The 19,301-nt window shown below is 69.9% G+C and carries 20 protein-coding genes; 14 read left to right on the top strand and 6 right to left on the bottom strand.

The genetic code is table 11. The features are described 5' to 3' along the window. Positions 1-99: 99 nt before the first annotated feature. A complete protein-coding gene (locus ACFYZQ_RS19585) occupies positions 100-1,635 on the bottom strand; it encodes a trypsin-like serine peptidase (RefSeq protein ID WP_389148936.1) in 1,536 nt (511 codons plus the stop codon). Between the two features lie 112 nt (positions 1,636-1,747). Here ACFYZQ_RS19585 and ACFYZQ_RS19580 point away from each other — a divergent pair, with 112 nt between their 5' ends. Both ACFYZQ_RS19580 and ACFYZQ_RS19575 read left to right on the top strand, forming a co-directional pair. Beyond that, positions 1,748-1,954 (top strand): hypothetical protein, encoded by a 207-nt coding sequence (locus tag ACFYZQ_RS19580; RefSeq protein WP_389148933.1) that lies wholly within the window; start codon positions 1,748-1,750, stop codon positions 1,952-1,954. A gap of 519 nt (positions 1,955-2,473) precedes the next feature. Continuing rightward, positions 2,474-3,124 (top strand): hypothetical protein, encoded by a 651-nt coding sequence (locus ACFYZQ_RS19575; protein WP_389148930.1) that lies wholly within the window; start codon positions 2,474-2,476, stop codon positions 3,122-3,124. Positions 3,125-3,277: 153 nt separating this feature from the next. On the opposite strand, the gene ACFYZQ_RS19570 is transcribed toward ACFYZQ_RS19575, so the two are convergent. Both ACFYZQ_RS19570 and ACFYZQ_RS19565 read right to left on the bottom strand, forming a co-directional pair. Then, positions 3,278-4,348 (bottom strand): L-idonate 5-dehydrogenase, encoded by a 1,071-nt coding sequence (locus ACFYZQ_RS19570; RefSeq protein ID WP_389148927.1) that lies wholly within the window; start codon positions 4,346-4,348, stop codon positions 3,278-3,280. A 41-nt stretch (positions 4,349-4,389) separates the two neighbouring features. Continuing rightward, a complete protein-coding gene (locus tag ACFYZQ_RS19565; protein ID WP_389148924.1) occupies positions 4,390-5,160 on the bottom strand; it encodes an SDR family oxidoreductase in 771 nt (256 codons plus the stop codon). Between the two features lie 713 nt (positions 5,161-5,873). Here ACFYZQ_RS19565 and ACFYZQ_RS19560 point away from each other — a divergent pair. From ACFYZQ_RS19560 to ACFYZQ_RS19535, 6 genes are all read left to right on the top strand, one after another. Next, the gene (locus ACFYZQ_RS19560) at positions 5,874-6,785 is read left to right on the top strand and encodes an alpha/beta hydrolase (protein ID WP_389148921.1); all 912 of its coding nucleotides are present in this window, start codon (positions 5,874-5,876) and stop codon (positions 6,783-6,785) included. A 221-nt stretch (positions 6,786-7,006) separates the two neighbouring features. Continuing rightward, positions 7,007-7,765, top strand: coding sequence for an SDR family NAD(P)-dependent oxidoreductase (locus tag ACFYZQ_RS19555; protein WP_389148918.1), 759 nt, complete (start codon positions 7,007-7,009; stop codon positions 7,763-7,765). A gap of 16 nt (positions 7,766-7,781) precedes the next feature. Continuing rightward, entirely contained in the window at positions 7,782-8,447 is a 666-nt protein-coding gene (locus ACFYZQ_RS19550; protein WP_389148915.1) for a TetR/AcrR family transcriptional regulator, read from the top strand. Between the two features lie 250 nt (positions 8,448-8,697). Continuing rightward, the gene (locus ACFYZQ_RS19545) at positions 8,698-9,090 is read left to right on the top strand and encodes a nuclear transport factor 2 family protein (protein ID WP_389148912.1); all 393 of its coding nucleotides are present in this window, start codon (positions 8,698-8,700) and stop codon (positions 9,088-9,090) included. A 22-nt stretch (positions 9,091-9,112) separates the two neighbouring features. Then, on the top strand, positions 9,113-9,811 hold the full coding sequence (locus ACFYZQ_RS19540; protein ID WP_389148909.1) for a type 1 glutamine amidotransferase domain-containing protein: 699 nt from the start codon (positions 9,113-9,115) through the stop codon (positions 9,809-9,811). Positions 9,812-9,902: 91 nt separating this feature from the next. Further along, positions 9,903-10,772: a helix-turn-helix domain-containing protein gene (locus ACFYZQ_RS19535; RefSeq protein ID WP_389148906.1), complete on the top strand. Its 870-nt coding sequence runs from the start codon at positions 9,903-9,905 to the stop codon at positions 10,770-10,772. A gap of 57 nt (positions 10,773-10,829) precedes the next feature. Here ACFYZQ_RS19535 and ACFYZQ_RS19530 read toward each other — a convergent pair whose 3' ends face one another. Next, on the bottom strand, positions 10,830-11,663 hold the full coding sequence (locus ACFYZQ_RS19530) for a helix-turn-helix transcriptional regulator (protein ID WP_389148903.1): 834 nt from the start codon (positions 11,661-11,663) through the stop codon (positions 10,830-10,832). Between the two features lie 83 nt (positions 11,664-11,746). Next, positions 11,747-12,592: a helix-turn-helix domain-containing protein gene (locus tag ACFYZQ_RS19525; RefSeq protein ID WP_389148900.1), complete on the bottom strand. Its 846-nt coding sequence runs from the start codon at positions 12,590-12,592 to the stop codon at positions 11,747-11,749. Positions 12,593-12,872: 280 nt separating this feature from the next. Here ACFYZQ_RS19525 and ACFYZQ_RS19520 point away from each other — a divergent pair, with 280 nt between their 5' ends. From ACFYZQ_RS19520 to ACFYZQ_RS19500, 5 genes are all read left to right on the top strand, one after another. Next, complete coding sequence (locus tag ACFYZQ_RS19520; RefSeq protein ID WP_389148897.1) at positions 12,873-13,193, top strand: carboxymuconolactone decarboxylase family protein; 321 nt, start codon at positions 12,873-12,875, stop codon at positions 13,191-13,193. A gap of 90 nt (positions 13,194-13,283) precedes the next feature. Continuing rightward, positions 13,284-14,300: a zinc-dependent alcohol dehydrogenase family protein gene (locus tag ACFYZQ_RS19515; protein ID WP_389148894.1), complete on the top strand. Its 1,017-nt coding sequence runs from the start codon at positions 13,284-13,286 to the stop codon at positions 14,298-14,300. A 49-nt stretch (positions 14,301-14,349) separates the two neighbouring features. Continuing rightward, positions 14,350-14,721: a DUF2255 family protein gene (locus ACFYZQ_RS19510; RefSeq protein WP_389148891.1), complete on the top strand. Its 372-nt coding sequence runs from the start codon at positions 14,350-14,352 to the stop codon at positions 14,719-14,721. Between the two features lie 6 nt (positions 14,722-14,727). Next, positions 14,728-16,314 (top strand): Na+/H+ antiporter, encoded by a 1,587-nt coding sequence (locus tag ACFYZQ_RS19505; RefSeq protein ID WP_389148888.1) that lies wholly within the window; start codon positions 14,728-14,730, stop codon positions 16,312-16,314. A gap of 49 nt (positions 16,315-16,363) precedes the next feature. Then, entirely contained in the window at positions 16,364-17,323 is a 960-nt protein-coding gene (locus ACFYZQ_RS19500) for an amidohydrolase family protein (RefSeq protein WP_389148885.1), read from the top strand. A gap of 38 nt (positions 17,324-17,361) precedes the next feature. Here the strand turns inward: ACFYZQ_RS19500 and ACFYZQ_RS19495 are convergent, their stop codons facing one another. Next, on the bottom strand, positions 17,362-18,231 hold the full coding sequence (locus ACFYZQ_RS19495) for a helix-turn-helix domain-containing protein (protein WP_389148882.1): 870 nt from the start codon (positions 18,229-18,231) through the stop codon (positions 17,362-17,364). A gap of 80 nt (positions 18,232-18,311) precedes the next feature. On the opposite strand from ACFYZQ_RS19495, the gene ACFYZQ_RS19490 reads away from it, so the two are divergent. Continuing rightward, a complete protein-coding gene (locus ACFYZQ_RS19490) occupies positions 18,312-19,301 on the top strand; it encodes an aldo/keto reductase (protein ID WP_389149460.1) in 990 nt (329 codons plus the stop codon).

The following is a 19,301-nucleotide window of genomic DNA, read 5'->3' as shown; positions in this document are numbered from 1 at the left end:
GTTGCCGGCGCCAGCCCAGTCTGGCCGTTGCTCCGGTACCTCGGTCCCCCCGGGCTTCGCGCGGTGTTCCGCGTCCGGCCCGGGGCAGTGCCGGTCGGTTCAGGAGGTGGGGGCGACGAGCATGTGCTCGGTTCCGAGGTGGTCGGCGAGTGTATCGGTGTACATGGTGGTCTCGCCGTCGGACCAGCGGATGACGAGGTCGTCAGTGCGGTTGTTGCCGGTGTAGTCGCCGGTGGTCATGGCCGTGTCGGGGGACCAGGTCTCGTTGGTGTTCAGGATGCGCTGCTCGGTGCCGAGGCCGGAGGTGGTGGTGCCGGCGTAGTTGTCGAGTTCACCGTCGGTCCAGCGCACCATGAGGTCCCACTTCTGGTTGCCGGAGAACTCACCGGCGGTTAGGAGTGTGGCGTCCTTCCAGGTGTCGTTCTTCGGCTTCAGCTGGTGTTCCTGGCCGAAGGTGCCGGCGCTGACGTTGGTGTAGAGGGTCAGTTCGCCGTCGGCCCAGCGCACGATCAGGTCGGTGACGTACTGGGAGGCGTTCAATCGGCCCGCCGCGATCTGGACGGCGTTCTTCCAGGTGTCGTTGGGTTTGATCATCTGGGTGCCGGCCCAGTTCAGTCCCTTGGAGCCGACGTCGCCGTAGAGGGTCACCTCTCCGTCGGACCACCGGACCATCAGGTCGAACTGGTTGGACCCGGTGAAGTCACCGGCGGTGATGGTTGCCGCGTGGGTCCACGTGCTGCTGGGGGCCAGCAGTTGCCGCTCGGCGTCGTAGCCGCCGTGTCCGTTGCCGGGGTAGAGCGAGACCTCGCCGTCGGTCCAGACGACGATCATGTCGCTGTGGCCGGTCTGGCGGAAGTCTCCCGAGGCGAGCAGCCTGGCGTGCTGCCAAGTGGATGCGGAACCGGGCAGCCAGGGGTCCCCGGACGCCTGGTACGGCGGTTTGTGGTCATCCACGTCCCGGTGCGCGGCGGCGTCGGCGAACAGGTCCTGGGCGTCCTTGCCGTAAACCGGCGCGTACGTCACCCAGTCGTCGTTGGCGTCGTTTCCGCCGCCGTTGTATCCGCCTGTGTTGCCGATGACCTTGCCGGTGCCGGTGGTGCTGTCGTAGTCCTCGATCCACGGGCCGCCGGAGACACCGCCGTAGAAGCCCTGACAGGTCATGCGCATCTGCCTGAAGCCCGGCAGCTGGGAGGTGCTGACGGGGCAGCGGACCGGCACATGGTCGGGGTTGACGCTGACGTCGTCGGGATAGCCGATGACGGTGACCTTGTGGTGGTAGCCGGTGGTCGGCGTGAACGTCAGGGCTCCCGTGACATCCTCCACCTTGCCCCGGCTGTTGGAGCCGACCTGAGCGAAGGCCAGGTCGAGGTCGGAGACCGCCTTCTTGCTGTTCCTCTCGTAGCGCGGGTCTATGTAGAGCTGGGACACCGGGAACACGCCGTCCGGCTGCTCGGCGGCGGGCTTGCCGATGCGGTACCGCGGCACGAAGATGCGGTGGGTGGCTGACTTCAGGCCGAGACCACAGTGCCCGGCGGTCAGGATGATGTCCTTGACGGCCGTGTGCACGACGCTGCCCGTGCAGTACGTCTTTTTGCCGCCCAGCGGCTTCTCGTCGAAGAAGAACGTGCCGATCATCGGGTGGCCGGGGAAGTGTTCTGGGGTGGGGGTGCCCGATGGTGGCGGCCGTTTCGTGACGGCATTTCCTGCGGTGATGCCGTGCTTCGAGGCGGCCTGAGCGGGGTCCGGCATGGAATCGACCGGGACGGCGTCGGCCATGCGCTCCGCCGTCCAGTACTTCTCCTCCTCGCTCAGACTCGGCCCCGAGGGGGAGGGAGAGGGGATTGGTTCGGCGGGCCGCGTCGAGGAGGCCGAGGGGGTGGCGGAGCCGGTCGGGTCGACGGCCCCCGCGACTGTCGACGACGGCGAGGGCGCGGGCAGCGTCGGCGGGACCTGAGGCCCGGCGACCGAAGTATCCGGCGACGCAGAGACCGTCGGCGGGGCGGAGAGCACTGGTGACGGATCGCCTGTCCCACCCCATGCCGCCCCGGTGCCGAGAATCCCTGCACCCAGTCCTAGAGCAAGGGCCGGAATCCATCTGTGTCTGGAACGCAAGAAGATGCCTTTCCGTCTTGGAGAGGGCCGAACGTGAGCGGGCCAACTACCCGAACTCGCACATACGTTCGATCAGATGCCGATAGCGTACTACCAGATAACAGCTGATATGCCAGCAATAAGAGGACAGGGTGTAGCGATGGGCCGACTCCGCAAGACCGTGTGGGCGGCACTCCCCCTCCTATTCCCCTTCCTGGCAGCCGGGCCGGCGTCGGCATCGCCCCCCATACCCTCGCTCCCGTTCGGAAGCGTCCGCTCGGTGCACCCCGGCGACACACTGACGGTCAATGACAAGGCCAGCGACGTCACTTACCTCGCAACCATCAACTCCCCCGCATTCGTTGCGGCAGGGAAGCTGCGCATGCTGCATCCGGTGCTGACCACCACCGTCACCATTGCCTGCGACGCCCGCCCTGGCACCTACTCGGTGACGCGGCGCGGCGCCGGAGACGTAGGTCCGGACGAGCATCCGTTCCGATGGGCACGGGTGCACGTGGAACCCGCCGACGAGGCGGCACGCCGCGCCTGCCGGAACAAGGTCAGGAAACTGCCTCCGCCCAAGCTGGAGGAACGCTGGGCTCCGGACAGAACGTGGCCCCAGTCGGAATGGGACGTGCGGACATTCCGGGCCGGCAGCCGCATCACGATCACGGACAACGACGACGAGGGATCGGACGGAGACATCACCCTCACGTCCCGCGCCTTCACCGACCACCCCGTACTGCGCGGCGCCAAAGCCGTCCTGACCGCCACCACCACCCTGACCTGCCAGCCCCTACCCGGCATCTACGTCATCTACCGGCACGACGTCGACCAGACCGGCCCCGACAAACCCTGGGCCCGACTCCGCATCGCCCCCGCCGCCCCCGGAACCAAGTGCCTGGCGCAGCACTCAATGAGGTCATCGCGCACACCCACCCTGGCCTGGGCCGCCGGCGGCGTACTCCTCACCGCAGCAGCCGGCATCGCGCTCCTTTTGCGGGCCCGCTCCCGCCGCACCACCACCGCCTGAGCACGCATCACCCTCGTCGCCCACCCCGCCCTCGCCCTGTACGTGCTCCTGCACCACCGGTAGCTCTTCGCCTGGACGGGCTGATCGGCCGTGGTCTCTGCCCGGGTGTCGACCCTCACTGGCCGCAGCTCCGAGATGCCTGAGCAGCGGCGTTCAGCGGGCGGTGCCTCGCCCGGCAGCGTTCCCGAACGCGAGGAGCACCTTGCCCGAGACGGAGGCGTCGGAGGCGACGGCGAAGGCTTCCAGCGCGTCGGCGACGGGGAAGGTGTGGGTGACGATCGGCGCGATCGGCAGGGAGCCGTCGGAGAGCGCCGCGATCACCTCGTCGATCTCGTCGTTGAACCGGAACGAGCCGATGAGACGGAGTTCCCGGGTGATGGCGTGCGCGACGGGGACGGGCTGGTCGCCGTTCGGCAGGAGGCCGACCATGACGACCGTTCCGCCGCGGGTCGCGCCGGTGATGGCGGACGCCAGGCCGCGGTGGTGGCCGGAGGACTCGATCACCACGTCCGCGTCCGCAGCGGCGATGGCCTCGGTGTCGGTGGCTCTGAGGGTTCGAGTGGCTCCGACGGCGGTCGCGATGCCGAGCGGCTTGTCGTGTAGGTCGACCGCCACGATCTCGGCGGCGCCGCCGCGTTTGGCCACCGCGACGGCAAGCGCGCCGATGGGTCCGCAGCCCACGACCAGGACCCGCTTGCCGTCGAGGTCACCCGCCTGCGAAACGGCGTGCCAGGCGACGGCGGCCGGCTCCGCGAGCGCCGCCACCCGGAGGTCGGTTCCCTCGGGCAGAGCGCGCAGCATCGCGGCGGGCAGCACGACCTCGGCGGCGAAAGCGCCCTGCGTGTGCGGCAGGCGCGCGGCCGAGCCCAGGTAGCGGACCCCGGGAGAGAGATTGGGACGGTTCTCGGGGAACCGGACGTCGGTGTGCTCGTGCGCGGCCGGGTGGACCGCGACCCGGGTGCCCGCGGCGGGGCCGGTGCCGTCGGCCGCGGCCCACAGGACGGTTCCGACCACCTCGTGCCCGAGCACCATCGGTGCCCGCAGGACGGACTCCCCGACCGCGCCGTGCCGCCAGTAATGCAGGTCGGAGCCGCAGATGCCGCCGTAGGCGACGGCGACGACGGCTTCGCCGGGTTCGGGTGGCCGTAGGGCGATCCGTTCGACACGAAGGTCGTCGGCGCCGTGGGCGACGACCGCGGTCGTGGTGCTCGGGGTTGACGTCATGGGCCTTTCCGTTCTTGGTGGTGGCTCTCGGGAGGCCGCTGTCAGACGACGACCGACATACCGCCGTCGATGAAGATCACCTGGCCGTTGACGTAGTCGGACGCGCTGGACGAGAGCCACACGGTGGGGCCGACCACGTCGGCCACCGTCCCCCAGCGCCGGGCCGGGGTGCGGCCGAGGATCCACGCGTTGAACTTCTCGTCGTCCACGAGGTTCTGCGTCATCTCGGTGTGGATGTAGCCGGGCGCGATGCCGTTGATCTGGAGCCCCTCACCGGCCCACTCCGCCGTCATGACCCGGGTGAGGTTGCGCAGGGCACCCTTCGCCGCCGTGTAGGGGCCGATGGTGGGGCGGGCGAGGTCGGTCTGGACCGAGCAGATGTTGATGATCTTGCCGGCGCGGCGCGGCAGCATGCGCCGGGCGACCTGCCGGCCCACCACGAACGCACCGGTGAGATCGATGTCGACGACCCTCCGCCAGTCGTCGAGGCTGACCTCGACGAGGGGTTCGCGGTGCTGGACACCGGCGTTGTTCACCAGGACGTCGACGGCGCCCACTTCGGACTCGACGGCCTCGACGGCGCGGGCGACCGCGTCCTCGTCGACGATGTCGAAGGCCCGTGCCGCGACCCGGTCGTCCCCGAACCGCTCGGCGAGTGCGGCTCGCGTCGCCTCCAGACGGTCCGGGTCCACGCCGTTGAGGACGATCGTGGCGCCCGCGTCCAGGAGTCCCTCGGCGATGCCGAGGCCGATGCCCCGGCTGGAACCGGTGATCAAGGCGACTCGGCCGGTGAGGTCGAAGGGTGAGGTCATGGCGTGCGGTTTCTCCCTGGTGGGTCGGTGGGACTCGGCGGTCGTCATGAGGTCAGTAGTACGCGGGTCGTGCCCTGGGCCTACATCGAGGACAGCGGAGCGATGCTCTACTGGCTCGCCAGGCCGGGGCAGAGCCCGGACGAGTGGACCGTGCTGTTCAACGGGGGGCGCGGTCCCAAGTGGGAGCACCACACCACTCAGTGCGTTTCCTTTCTCCTGACCGTCCTGACGGGAGAGTCCGAAAGCTCATACTTCCCCGATCTGCCCGCCGACAGCCATCAGTTCGACTCCAACGACGAGACCCTCGGCGAGGAAGCCTGGGGGACCCCGGCGGGCGATCCCGGTGGCCGGGGCCCGCCCCCCCCGGCCCAAGGGCGGATGCCATACGCGTGCAGTACTCCACGCTCACCCCGGCGAGCATCGCGACCTCACCGCGGCGCAGCCCGGGCACCCGACGGTGCCCGCACACCGGCAGCCCCGCCCGCTGCCATGAACCCCGGCGCAGGAAGGCGAGGCGATCAGTGGGGGTCCCTGTCATGACCCCTCTCGGCACAGCCTCCCACCCGTGCACCGGAGCAGATCGCTCTGCCCGGTAATGCCGTATCCAGGGGAGGGTTTCTTCCCCCTCACCTCACATGGACATCGGTCAAGCCTGCGCGGAGCATGGTTTTCGGCCCGTCCGTCGACGGTTCAGGAAAAAGAGAGCAGGAGCCATGGTCGAGGCTGTTTCTTTCAGGAACAAGGCAGTCGAAATCGCGGGACATCTTCACCTGCCGGACGATTTCAGCGAGGGCAAGAAATATCCGGCACTCGTCGGAATCCATCCCGCGGGAGGGGTGAAGGAACAGACCATCGGTCTCTACGCGAAGCGGCTGGCCGCCCACGGATTCGTCACCGTCGTCTACGACTCCTCCTACCAGGGGGAAAGCGGCGGTGAACCCCGCCTGCTGGAGGACCCGACGACCAGGGTGGAGGACGCCCGCTGCGCGGCCGACTTCCTCACCACCCTTCCGTTCGTCGACACCGGGCGGATGGGCGTCTTCGGCATCTGCGCCGGGGGCGGCTACGCGATCAGCGTGGCCCAGACCGAACGTCGCTTCAAGGCCGTGGCCACCGTCAGCGCCGCCCCCATGGGTGAGGGCTCCCGGGCCTTCCTGGGCAACCCGTCCCCGGTGACCGAGCAGATCAAGACGCTGGAGACGGTCGCTCAGCAGCGCACGGCGGAAGCGGGCGGGGCGGCGCCGCTGTACGCCCCGTTCGTCCCCGAAACGGCGGAGGAGATCGACGAGAACACGCCGGACCTCCTGCGCGAGGGATACGACTACTACCGGACCCCTCGCGGTCAGCACCCCCGCTCGAAGGGGCGTTTCCTGCTGACCAGCCTGGACAGGATGTACGCCTTCTCGGCGTTCGACCAGATTCCCGAACTGCTGACCCAGCCCATGCTCCTCATCGCGGGAAGCAAGGCGGACACCAAGATCTTCAGCGACCAGGCCTACGAGCTCTCCCGGGGCCCGAAAGAGCTGTTCGTCGTCGAAGGCGCGACACACATCGCCATGTACGACGTGCCCGAATACGTGGACCAGGCGATCACCAAGATGGTGGATTTCTTCTCCGTCCTCTGAACCTCGCGCTTCGGTCCGGGTGGTGCACGATCCGGGCAAGCTCCTGCCGGGTGTCGCAGCCGACCCGCCGGATCGGACACGACAGGGTGCCGCACACGCCTGCACGTCGACCGAGCCGACCGATCTCCCACCGTCTGCGACGTGGTCCTCTGTTTTGAGCGGAGCGCTCCGCTCCGATAGGTTGGATGTAGAACATATCATCCGGCCGACTCGGAGGACCCATGAAGACGACGAGCAAGCCGACCGCCCTGGTCACCGGTGGCAGCCGGGGTATCGGCGCGGCCACCTCGCGTGAGCTGGCGGCCCGCGGGTACCGCGTGGCCGTCAACTACTTCTCGAACCGCGAGGCCGCCGACCAGGTGGTCAAGGAGATCGAGGCCGACGGCGGCGAAGCCGTCGCCGTGCAGGCCGATGTGCATGACCCCCGGCAGGCGGCCGAACTGCTGGAGCGCTCCTTGCTCGACGGCCGGCTGGACGTCCTCGTCTGCAACGCCGGTGCCCGCTTCACCCCGACCCCGCTCCCGGGTCTGTCCTGGGACGACTTCCACGCCAAGGTGACGAACGAGCTCGCGTCCGTCTACGCCCTCACCCAGCGGGCGCTGGCCCTCATGGACGCCCAGGGCGGGGGCCGGATCGTGTACGTCTCCAGCGCCGTGGCCGACGGCCCGCCCACCGTGGGCATGGTCGCGCACGGCACCGCCAAGGCCGCGCTCAACACCTTCGCCCGCTTCGTCGCCCACGAGGCCGGACCTCTCGGCGTGAACGTCAACGTCGTCGCGCCCGGCTTCGTGCGCACCGAAGCCAGCGCCCGGCAGCCGGCCGAGTTCCAGCAGCGCCTGGCCGAGCACACCCCGCTCGGGCGGGTCGCGGAACCGGAGGACGTGGCCCGGGCGATCGCCATGCTCGCCGGCGAGGACGCCGGGTTCGTCACCGGGGCTGTCGTCACCGTCGACGGCGGTCACGGCGTGGGACGCCGCTGAGGGAGAATGCCGTGCCATGGGTGACACGTACGCAGGCAGACCCCGGGGCCGGCAGCGGGAGGCGGACCGCAACGACGCACGCCTCTTCCAAGCCGCCCGCGAGGTCTTCGCCGAGCGCGGCTGGGACGCCCCCGTCTCCGAGATCGCCCGTCGCGCAGGCATCGGCATGGGCAGTCTCTACCGCCGCTACCCCAGCAAGGAGCTGCTGGCCCAGCACATGCGCATCGCGGGGATGGAGCAACTCGTCACGCAGGCGCGCACGGCGCTCGCCGAGGAGCTCGACCCATGGGCCGCCCTCGTCCGCTTCTTCCGCGACGCGTTGACCGACCAAGGGAGCGGCGGTCCGCTCCTGCCCCTGGTCGGCGGCCGGCTGCCGGCCACGGACGAGGTGCTGGCCGCCGCCGAGCGGCTGCGCGCCGCCCTCGACGACCTGGTGGACGGCGCCCACCGGGCGGGCGTGCTGCGCGCCGACTTCACGTCCGCCGACATCCCGATGCTGCTCGAGCACCTCACCCCCCGGATCCCCGTCACCGGCGAGCGTGCCACCGCGCTGCACCTGCGCTACCTCGACCTGGTGCTCGCCGGGCTGCGCAACCCGGACCCCGATCCGCCCACGGCCCTGCACCGCCCAGGTCCCCAATGGGAGGAGCTCCGGGACCTGTGGAACGCACCGGAAAGCTGACTCCGCTCGCGGCCCCGTATATACGTGCTACCGCCCCCCTTCGATACTCCGACGCGGTGCTTCATGCCACCGGCATGAAGGGCCGCTTCCGATGACCTGGATCAGGGCATGCCCGGGAAACTTTCTTCCCCCTCACACTGGGCTGTCCGGATGCAATGCTGGATAACGCACCGAGCAAAGACCACTTGACCAGGCTCTTTCTCTCGCCCGGCCCGCATTCCATCCCATTCATCCACCGCAAGGATTCACCATGCCCGAATCCCCGAACATCACCCTGATCAAGCGCCTGTACGAGTCCGGCATGGCCCCGGAGGTCACCGCGGAGGTCATGGCCGAGGATCTCGTCTGGGACATCACCCCGGGATTTCCGTACGGCGGCGTGTACCACGGCTGGAGCAGCGCGGGGAGGGACTTCTTCGGCAGGCTCGCGCCGAACTTCGAGTCCTTCGGCGCGGTCCCCGAGGAGTACTTCGCGGACGACTCCGGCCACGTCTTCGTGTACGGGCACTACCACGGCAGGGCCAGGACCGGGAACGAGGTCGACGCCCGGTTCATCCACCTGTGGACCGTCCGCGACGACAAGGCCGTACAGCTGCGACAGGCAGCGGACAGCCACCTCATCCACGAGGCCCTGAAGGGCTGAGACCACCACCGGGAGACCACCCATGGCGAAGATACTCTTCGTGATCACGGCGTCCGACCACTGGACGCTGGCCGACGGAACCCGCCAGCCGGCCGGTTTCTGGGCCGAAGAAGCCCTCGGCCCGTACGCCGTCTTCAAGGCGGCCGGGTACGAGATCGCGGCGGCGACCCCCGGCGGGGTGCCGCCCACGGCGGACGCCCTCAGCCTCAGCCCCGACTTCAACGGCGGTGAGGAAGGCGCGGAGCGTATGCGGACCGCGCTGCGCGAGGCGACCGAGCTGGCGCGTCCGCTGCGCATCGAGGACGTGCGCATCGACGACTACGCGGCCGTCTTCTACCCGGGCGGCTGGGGCCCGATGGAGGACCTGCCCGACAACGCCGAGTCCGGCAGGCTGCTCACCGAGTGGCTCGCCTCCGGCAAGCCGGTGTCCCTCGTCTGCCACGGCCCCGCGGCACTGCTCGCCACCGTCGGCCCCGACGGGACCTCCCCGTTCACCGGCTACCGCCTGACCGGCCTGTCCAACGCCGAGGAGAAGCAGAACGGTCTCGCGGACCGCGCGAAGTGGCTGCTGCAGGACCGGCTCGTAAGCGACCTCGAAGCCGACTACCGCGAAGCCGACCCGTTCACCCCGCACGTCGAGGTCGACCGCACCCTGTTCACCGGCCAGAATCCGGGCTCGGCGGTCCCGCTGGCCCAGGAGGTACTCAAGGCACTGAGCTGATCTGCCTGATTCTCGCGGGGGCCATGCCGCTCCAACGTAGGAAGAATCCTTCCCCCTCACAGTGCCGGGCTTCCGTGCGAGGCTGGAGATCGTGAACCGGAACCCGCATCTGAACGAGCTGGGCGAGTTCCTCAAAGCCCGCCGTGCCGAACTCAGCCCTTCCGACGTGGGGCTGCGCGGCGGACAACGCCGGCGGGTCCGCGGACTGCGCCGCGAGGAAGTCGCCCTTCTCGCGGCGATCAGCACCGAGTACTACGCCCGTATCGAGCAGGGCCGACTGCAGGCGTCGGCTCCGCTCCTGAACGAGATCGCCCAGGTGCTCCGGCTGACCGACGACCAGCGCACCTACCTCTTCGAGCTCGCGGCGAAGGACAACGTACGGCCGGCCACGCCCGCCGACCGCCAGCGGGTGGACACCCAGCTGCAGCGCATGCTGGACGACCTCACCGCCACTGCGGCCTTCGTCATAGGCCGGCGCACCGACATCCTGGCCTGGAACCGGCTCGCCGCCGCCCTGTGGACCGACTTCGGACGCTACCCGGAGCGGGAGCGGGTGTTCGTCCGGCTCCTGTTCACCGAGCCCTGGATGCGTGAGCTCTACGCGGACTGGGAGGAGGTCACCCGCCTGGCCATCGCCCAGCTGCGCATGGAGAGCGCCCGCTACCCCGGTGATCCACGCCTGGCCGCCCTCGTCGACGAGCTCTCCGCACGCGACGAGCAGTTCCGGCAGTGGTGGACCGAATACGACGTGGCGATGCGCGGCAAGGGCACCAAGAAGCTGCGCCACCCGGTGGTGGGTGAGCTGACGCTCGACTGGGACGCCCTCACCTGTGCCACGGACCCCGAGCAGAGCATCATCGTGTGGACGGCCGCCCCTGGTTCCCCCTCCCACGACGCATTGCGTCTCCTGGCGTCGTGGGACGCCGACCGCAGGCGGACGGCGTCCGACACCAGCGCCTGACCCACGGCGTCCCGCATCGGACCGTCCGGCTCCGCCCGCACCGCCCCGGACCCCGCGTCACACCCACGACGCGAGGAACCGCAGTCCGTCGTACGACCGGGTACCGGGCTCGGCGGTCCAGATCAGCAAGTGCTGGGAAGGATCGGCCGGTGAGGTCAGGGTGTCCCAGTCGAGCGTGAGGTCACCGGCCACGGGGTGCCGCAGCCGCTTGCTGCCGACCCGCAGGCCCGCCGGCTGGCGGCCGGCCCACCACTGCCGGAAGTCGACGTCCGCCACCGACAACTCGCCGACGAGAGCGGCCAGTTCCGGGTCGCCGGGGCACGTGGCAGCCTCCACGTGGAGGTGCGCGACACAACTCCGGGCGATCGTCTGCCAGTCGGGATACATCTCCTTGAACCGCGGGTCGGTGAAGAGCAACCGCACATAGTTGCGCTTCTTCGCCGGGATGCGGTCGAAGTCGGTGAGCAAAGCGGCGGCCAGAGCGTTCCAGGCCAGGATGTCCATGCGTCGGCCCAGGACGAGCGCGGGGGTCGTGCTCAGCTCGTCGAGGAGACGCCTCAGCTGCGGGTGGACCTTCCGCGCCGGCCGGCGGCTCGGAGCGCACTCGTCCCGCGCGGCGAGCTCGAACAGGCGGTCGCGCTCGTCGTCGTCGAGGCGCAGGACGCGGACGAGCGTGGCGAGTACCGAGCCGGACACGGTGGCACGTCCCTGCTCCAGACGGGTGTAGCAGTCGGTGCTGATCCCCGCGAGCTGGGCGACCTCCGCACGCCGCAGACCGGCCACCCGCCGGGATGCTCCGGACTCGGGCAGACCCACGGTGCGCGGGCTGACGCGTGCGCGGCACCCCTTCAGGAAATCCCCCAGTTCGGACGAAGGTGCTTTGCTGTACATAGCAGCTAGCCTGGCAGGGGATTACGGAAAAGAGAGGGGGAGAGTTTTCTCCCCGGATACCGGCAATGGATTTCGCTTTTCCGTCAGGCCGGACCGGCGGCAGGCGAGGCCAGGCGGCGCAGGCCGTCGTGGGAGGCGCTGCCGGGTTCCGCCGTCCAGACGACGAGCGCCTGATCAGGGTCGGTACCACAGGTCAGCGTGTCCCGGTCGAGGACGAGGTCACCGGCGTCAGGGTGGCGGAACCGCTTGGTGCCCGTGCCGCGCGGGGGCTTGTGACGGCCGGCCCACCACTGCCCGAAGTCCTCGTCCAGCACGGAGAGTTCACCGACCAGCCCGGACATGCGCGGATCGTCCGGGTGCCTGTCCGCCAGCGTGCGCAGCTGAGCCACCGCGTCGCGGGCGTCCGTCCGCCAGTCCGCGTGGAGCGTTCGCAAGCGCGGGTCGGTGAAGAGGATGCGCACGTAGTTCCGCTTGTTCCTCGGAACCTTCGCGAAATCGGTGAGCAGGGCGGCGGCCGGCGGATTCCACGCCAGGACGTCCATGCGGCGTCCGATCACCACGCCGGGAGTCACGGTGAGGTCGTCGAGCAGGCGACGCAAGTGCGGCTGCACCTGCTGTACGGCCTCGCGGCGGGACCGTACCGTCCGGCGCCCGGCCAGTTGGAACAGGTGGTCGCGTTCGTCGTCGTTCAGATGCAGGGCTCGTGCCAGAGTCGCCAGGACCGGCGCGGACGGCTGGACGCGGCCCTGTTCCAGCCGCGTGTAGTAGTCGGTGCTGATGCCGGCGAGCAGGGCGACCTCTTCCCGCCGCAGGCCGCTCACCCGCCGCCGGGCACCGCCGTCGGGCAGGCCGACGGTTCGCGGGCGCAATGCGCCCCGGCGCGCCTTGAGGAACTGTCCCAGCTCGTTCACGTGCGCGTCGCTGGTCATGGCAGCCAGTGTCGCACCGGCTGCCGCTGGTGAAGGGGGGAAGGATTTCTCCCTGGATAAGCCTTGTCCAGGCTGGAACTCTCCCCTTTGCGAGCCTTCGTGAAGGTGGCAGCGTCGATGACGCGACCGGTTCGGGATCGCGTTCCGACTGCCACCGGATTTCACGCAGGCCATTTCGGCGAGCCGCATTCGAGCCCCGCAACCAGCGTTCGGCACCGGTGCGGGCAGTTCGAAATCCACCGAGCACACGCATCGAAGACACGCGAGGAGCACCACCCCCATGACCGAACGGAAGAAGTTCGCGCCGCCGGCGATCCAGGAGTTCGCACCGAAGCTCGCCGAGGTGACCGACACGGTGCTGTTCGGCGACATCTGGGAGCGGCCGGGTCTGTCCCCACGCGACCGCAGCCTGGTCACCGTCACTGCTCTTGCCGCGCTCTACCGCACCGACCAGCTCGGCTTCCACCTCGGCAAGGCGCTGGAGAACGGTGTGACCAAGGACGAGCTGGTCGAGGCCATCACCCATCTGGCCTTCTACACCGGATGGCCCAACGCCATGTCGGCGATGACCCAGCTGAAGGCGATCGTGGACGAGGCGTAACAGCCCGGTCGAGCCAGTACGACGGCCCGCGCGTCAGCACCCGTACCCGTACCCGACGCCCGACAGACCGGAAAGACCTGAGGCACCATCATGCGAGCAACCATCATCCACGCACCAGGTGACATCCGGGTGGAGACCGCTCCCGAGCCGACGATCACGGCACCGACGGACGCGATCATCCGGACCGTCGCCACCTGCGTGTGCGGCTCCGACCTGTGGGACTACCGGGGCATCAACCCGGTCACCGAGCCGCACCCCATCGGCCACGAGTACGTCGGCGTAGTGGAGGAGGTCGGCAGTGCCGTGTCGACCGTCAGGCCCGGCCAGTTCGTCATCGGCTCCTTCATCGCCTCCGACAACACCTGTCCGATCTGCCGGGCCGGCTACCACACCTCCTGCATGCACCGGGACTTCCCCAACGGCTGCCAGGCCGAGTACATACGCATACCCCTCGCCGACGGCACCCTCGTCGCCACGCCGGAGCAGCCGGCCGAGGAGCTGATCCCGAGCCTGCTGACCCTGTCCGACGTCATGGGCACCGGCTGGTACGCGGCCAGGGCGGCCGAGGTCGAGCCCGGTTCGACGGCCGTGGTCGTCGGGGACGGCGCGGTGGGCCTGTCCGGTGTCATCGCCGCCAAGGAACTCGGCGCCGAGCGGATCATCGCCATGAGCCGGCACGAGTCCCGACAGAAGCTGGCCCTGGAGTTCGGCGCCACCGACGTCGTCAGCGAGCGCGGCGAGGAGGGCGTGGCGCGCGTCAAGGAGCTGACGGACGGCATCGGCGCCGACTCGGTCCTCGAATGCGTCGGCACCCAGCAGTCCATGCACCAGGCCCTGCTGGCCACCCGCCCGGGCGGAAACGTCGGCTTCGTCGGCCTCCCCCACGATGTGGCCATCGACGGACAGGAACTGTTCTTCTCCCACGTCGGCCTGCGCGGCGGCCCCGCCCCCGTGCGCGCCTTCCTGCCCGACCTGATCGACCGCGTCCTCAGCGGCCGTATCAACCCGGGCAGGGTCTTCGACCTCACCCTGTCCCTGGACGAGGTCGCCGAGGGATACAAGGCCATGGACGAGCGCCGCGCCATCAAGGCCCTGCTGCGTCCGTGACCCCGAGCCCGGCGCACACCCACCCGGACTGGAGAAGGGAGAGCCACCGATGACGACGTGGACGAGTGACGAGCTCGCCCGCATCGGCGCCGCGGAGGAGTTGGAGATGGCGCCGCTCCGGCGTGACGGCACCCTGCGCCGCCCGGTGCCGATCTGGGTCGTCCGCGACGGCGACGACCTGTACGTCCGGTCCTTCCGCGGCACCGACGGCGCCTGGTGGCGTACGGCACGCGCGACCCACGAGGGGCACATCCGCTCCGGTGGCGTGGACAAGGACGTCGCCTTCGTCGACGTACCGGACGACGGGACCAACGACCGCGTCGACGCCGCGTACCGCGCCAAGTACGGCCGTTACGGCGGCGCGTACGTCGACCCCATGGTCGCCTCCCGCGCCACCACCTTCCGCCTGGTCCCGAGATAAGTCCCCATGCTCGGTCTCGAACTCGTCGTACTCCTCGGCGTGGCCGTGCTGGCGGGCAACGTCCTCGGGCAGCGCCTCGGCATCGCACCGCCCGTCGTGCTGCTGGCCGTGGGCGCGCTCCTCGGCCTCGTACCAGCCGTCCGCCAGACCCAACTGCCGCCTGAAGTCGTGCTGTTGCTCTTCCTTCCCGTGCTGCTGTACTGGGAGAGCCTGACCACCTCCAGCAGGGAGATCCGCTCGAACCTGCGCGGCATCGTCCTGCTCAGCACGGTCCTGGTGATTCTCACCGCCTGGGCCGTGGCGGCAGCGGGTCACGCGCTCGGGCTGCCGTGGGGACCGGCGTGGGTGCTGGGCGCGGCCGTGGCTCCCACCGACGCCACGGCGGTGGGAGCACTGGCCGGGTCCCTGCCGCGCCGCCAGGTCACGGTGCTGCGCGCGGAGAGCCTCGTCAACGACGGCACCGCCCTGGTCGTCTACGGCCTGGCGGTCGGTCTGACCGTCGGCGGGGAACACCTCACCCTCCCCCACGTCGGAGCGCTGTTCCTCCTGGCGTACGGCGGCGGAGCCGCGGTCGGCGTGACGGTCGCCTGGGTCAACATGAACCTGCGGCGCCGCCTTCAGGACCCGCTGCCGGGCAACCTCGTCATGATCCTTGCGCCGTTCACGGCCTACCTGCTCGCCGAGCTGATCCACGCCTCCGGTGTCCTCGCGGTCGTCGTCAGCGGGCTGATCATGGCACAGGTCGCGCCGACCCTCATCAGGGCCGAGCACCGCCGCCAGGCGCTGGCCTTCTGGCCGCTGGCGACGTTCATCATCAACGGCGCGCTGTTCGTGCTGGTCGGTGTGGAACTCCAGTACGCGCTGGGCCAGATGAGTCGAATCGACCTCAAGGACGCCCTGCTCGCGGTCGGCGTGGTCAGCGTCGTCCTGGTGGCCGTACGGTTCGCGTTCCTCTTCGCCTCCGCCTACCTGATCCGCGCGATCGACCGGCGCCCGGAGCAGCGGCTGCGCAGAATCAGCAACAGGGCGCGCACCGTCAGCGCGTTCGCGGGTTTCCGGGGCGCGGTGTCGCTCGCCGTGGCGCTGTCGGTGCCGGAGACCCTGGACTCCGGTTCACCGTTCCCCGGCCGCCCGTTCATCGTCTTCGTCACCTCCGGCGTCATCGTCGTGACACTCGTGGTCCAGGGACTGCTGCTGCCGGGCGTGGTGCGCTGGGCCCGGCTGCCACGCGACACGTCCGTCGAGGAGGAACAGGTCCTCGCCGAGACGACGGCGACCGAGGAAGCCGTCGAGGCGCTGCCGCGGCTCGCCGCCGACCTGGGCACCACCCCGAAGGTCGCGGAGTGGCTGCGCCAGGAGTACGAGGCCCAACTGGCCGCCGCCCGGGCCAGAGGATCGGGTACCGACGGCGATCCCGCCCTGCTGCACAACCGCCACTACACCGACCTGCGGCTCGCCCTCATCGCCCACAAGCGCGCGACCGTGGTCCGGCTGCGTGACGAGCAACGGATCGACGACACCGTGCTGCGCCGCCTCCAGGCCGCCCTGGACTACGAAGAGGTCCGGCTGGCCGGACCCACGGAGGCGGAGTGAGCTTGCGCCACCGCCCCCGGCACGAAACCCACGAGAGAGGACCCCGGTCATGCCCTCCGGCCTCGTCGACGTCCACGCCCACCTCCTCCCCGACTTCTACGTCGAGCAGGCGACAGCGGCGGGACACGCCCACCCCGACGGGATGGGGAGCTGGCCGTCCTGGTCGGTGGAAGCCCATCTCGACCTCATGGACCGAAACGGCATCACGACCGCGATGCTGTCCATGTCCTCCCCCGGCGTCCACTTCGGCGACGACAAGGCGGCCCGCCTCCTCGCCCGGCGCGTGAACGAGTACACCGCCGAACTGACCCGCGAACACCCGGAACGCTTCGGCAACTTCGTGTCGCTGCCCCTCCCGGACGTGGACGGCGCGCTGGAAGAGATCGGCTTCGCCTTCGACACACTGGGCGCCGACGGCGTGACCCTGCTCACCCACACGCACGGCGTGTACCTGGGCGATGAGCGCCTCGAACCGGTCTTCGCCGAGCTCGACCGCAGGCGGGCCGTGGTCTTCCTGCATCCCACCTCACCGGCGGGCTGGGAACGGTCCGCGCTCGGCCGGCCGCGGCCGATGGTCGAGTACATCTTCGACACGGCGCGCACCGTCACGGATCTGCTGATGGCGGGTGTCCTGACACGTCACCCGAATCTGCGGGTGATCGTTCCGCACTGCGGCGGCGCGCTGCCCGTCCTCGCCGACCGCATCGACGAGTTCATGCGGTCGTTCCTGCCGGCGCAGGAGCCCCCGGCCCCCGGCGGGCTGGGTCCGCTTCGCGGCCTGTACTACGACACGGCAGGCACCGCCTTCCCCCGCCAGGTCCCCGCGCTGCTGAACCTCGTCGAACCGGACCGCGTGCTGTTCGGCAGCGACTACTGCTGGACACCTCCCGCACTGGCCGACGCCCACATCGCGGCGATCGACGCGGCCGAATCACCAGTCGAAGGAGCCACGTGGCGTTCCCTGACCACGGCCAACGCCGAGCACCTGTTCCCGGGGAGGTCACGGTGATCTCCCACGACGTCCGTACCGGTCCCGGCCGGATCACCTCAGGCGGCACCGTCCCTGCCCCGCCGCACCGCCTCGATCCCCGCGGCCAGGTCGCGCAGCGCCGCGTGGGTCCGGCTGCCGGGCTCGGCGGTCCACACGACGAGCTGCTGTTCGGGGTCCTCGGCGCACGTGAAGGTGGACCGCTGCAGGGTCAGGTCGCCTGCCACCGGGTGCCGCAGCAGCCTGGTGCCGCCGGCCCGCACGGCGACATCGTGCGAGGTCCACCAGAGCCGGAACCGCGGATCGCGTGCGGAGAGTTCATCCACCAGCGCCCTGAGCCGGGGATCGTGCGGGTTGCGCCTGCTGTCCATGCGCAGGTGGGCCAGGGCGAGGCGGGCCATGTGCTCCCAGTCCCGGTACAGCTCGCGGATCGCGGGCTCGGTGAACACCAGGCGCACGTAGTTGCGCTCCTCCTCCGGGACGCGGCCGAAATCCATCACCAGGGCGGCCGCCATGGCGTTCCACGCCAGGAGGTCGGTGTTGCGTCCGATCACGAACCCCGCCGTCAGGGCGAGGTCGTCCAGCAGGCACCGCAGCTGTGGCTGCACCTGCTGCCGGGCTCTCCCGTCGGCCGGAGGCAGGGAAGCCTTCCCCGCGAGGGTCATCAGGTATTCCCGCTGCATGATGTCGAGACGGAGCGCCGTCGCCAGGGCGTCGAGAACGGCTGCGGACGCCTGGAGGCGCCCCTGTTCGAGGCGGGTGTAGTAGTCGGTGCTGATCGCGGCCAGCTGAGCGACCTCCTCCCGGCGCAGACCGGGGACGCGCCGCGGCTCACCGGTGCCGGGCAGGCCGACGTCGCGGGGCCCCAGCTGTGCACGGCGTGCCTTCAGGAAGGCCCCCAGTTCGTCCAGGCTCGGGTCACGTTGCACACGCACAGCTTGGCATGCCTGAACCAGCAGTCGCACAGCGGACCACAACCCCTACCGGATGGGAAGAACCACCCATGACGATGACCTACAACCAACTCGGCCGGACCGGCCTGAAGGTCAGCAGGCTCGGCCTGGGAGCCATGAACTTCGGCTGGGTCACCGACGAGCCCACCGGCTTCGCCATCCTCGACCGGGCCGTGGAGGAGGGCGTCAACTTCGTCGACACCGCCGACGTGTACGGCGGACCGCAGTCACCCGACATGACACAGGGCTACGGTCTCTCCGAAGAGATCATCGGCCGCTGGCTGGCCCAGGACGGCAGCCGACGCGACCGGATCGTGCTGGCCACCAAGCTCTACCAGCCCATGGGCACCGGTCCGAACGACAAGTACCTGTCGGCCTACAAGATCCGCAGGGCCGCCGAGGCCAGCCTCCGACGGTTGCGGACCGATCACGTCGACCTGTACCAGATGCACCACATCGACCGCTCGACCCCGTGGGACGAGATCTGGCAGGCCATGGAGCAACTCGTCCGCGAGGGCAAGGTCACCTACGTCGGCAGCAGCAACTTCGCCGGCTGGCACGTCGCCACCGCCCAGCAGGAAGCGAGCAAGCGGCACTTCCTGGGGCTCGTGTCCGAGCAGAGCCTGTACAACCTCAACGCCCGCACCGTCGAGCTCGAACTGATTCCCGCCCTGCGTCACTACGGCCTCGGTCTGATCCCGTGGAGCCCGCTGGGCGGCGGCCTGCTCGGCGGCGCCCTGCACAAGGCCGACACCGGCCGGCGCTCGTCTCCCGCCTTCCTGGCCACCGTCGAGCAGTATCGGCCGCGGCTCGAGAAGTACGAAGCCCTGTGCGCGGACCTCGGGGAGCGCCCTGCGGACGTCGCACTGGCCTGGCTCCTGCACAACCCGGCAGTCGCCACCACCATCGTCGGGCCGCGCACCCCCGAGCAACTGACCGAGTCGCTGCGAGCCCCGCACCTGGCCCTGTCGCCCGAGACGCTCCGTGCGCTCGACGAGATCTGGCCGGGGCCCGGAGGCGAAGCTCCCGAAGCGTACGCCTGGTAG

It is taken from the genome of Streptomyces sp. NPDC001843 (assembly GCF_042891955.1).
In the GTDB taxonomy this organism is placed as follows: Bacteria; Actinomycetota; Actinomycetes; order Streptomycetales; family Streptomycetaceae; genus Streptomyces.
The sequence above is the reverse complement of the archived record's forward strand: the minus strand, read 5'-3'. Positions and strand labels throughout refer to the sequence as shown.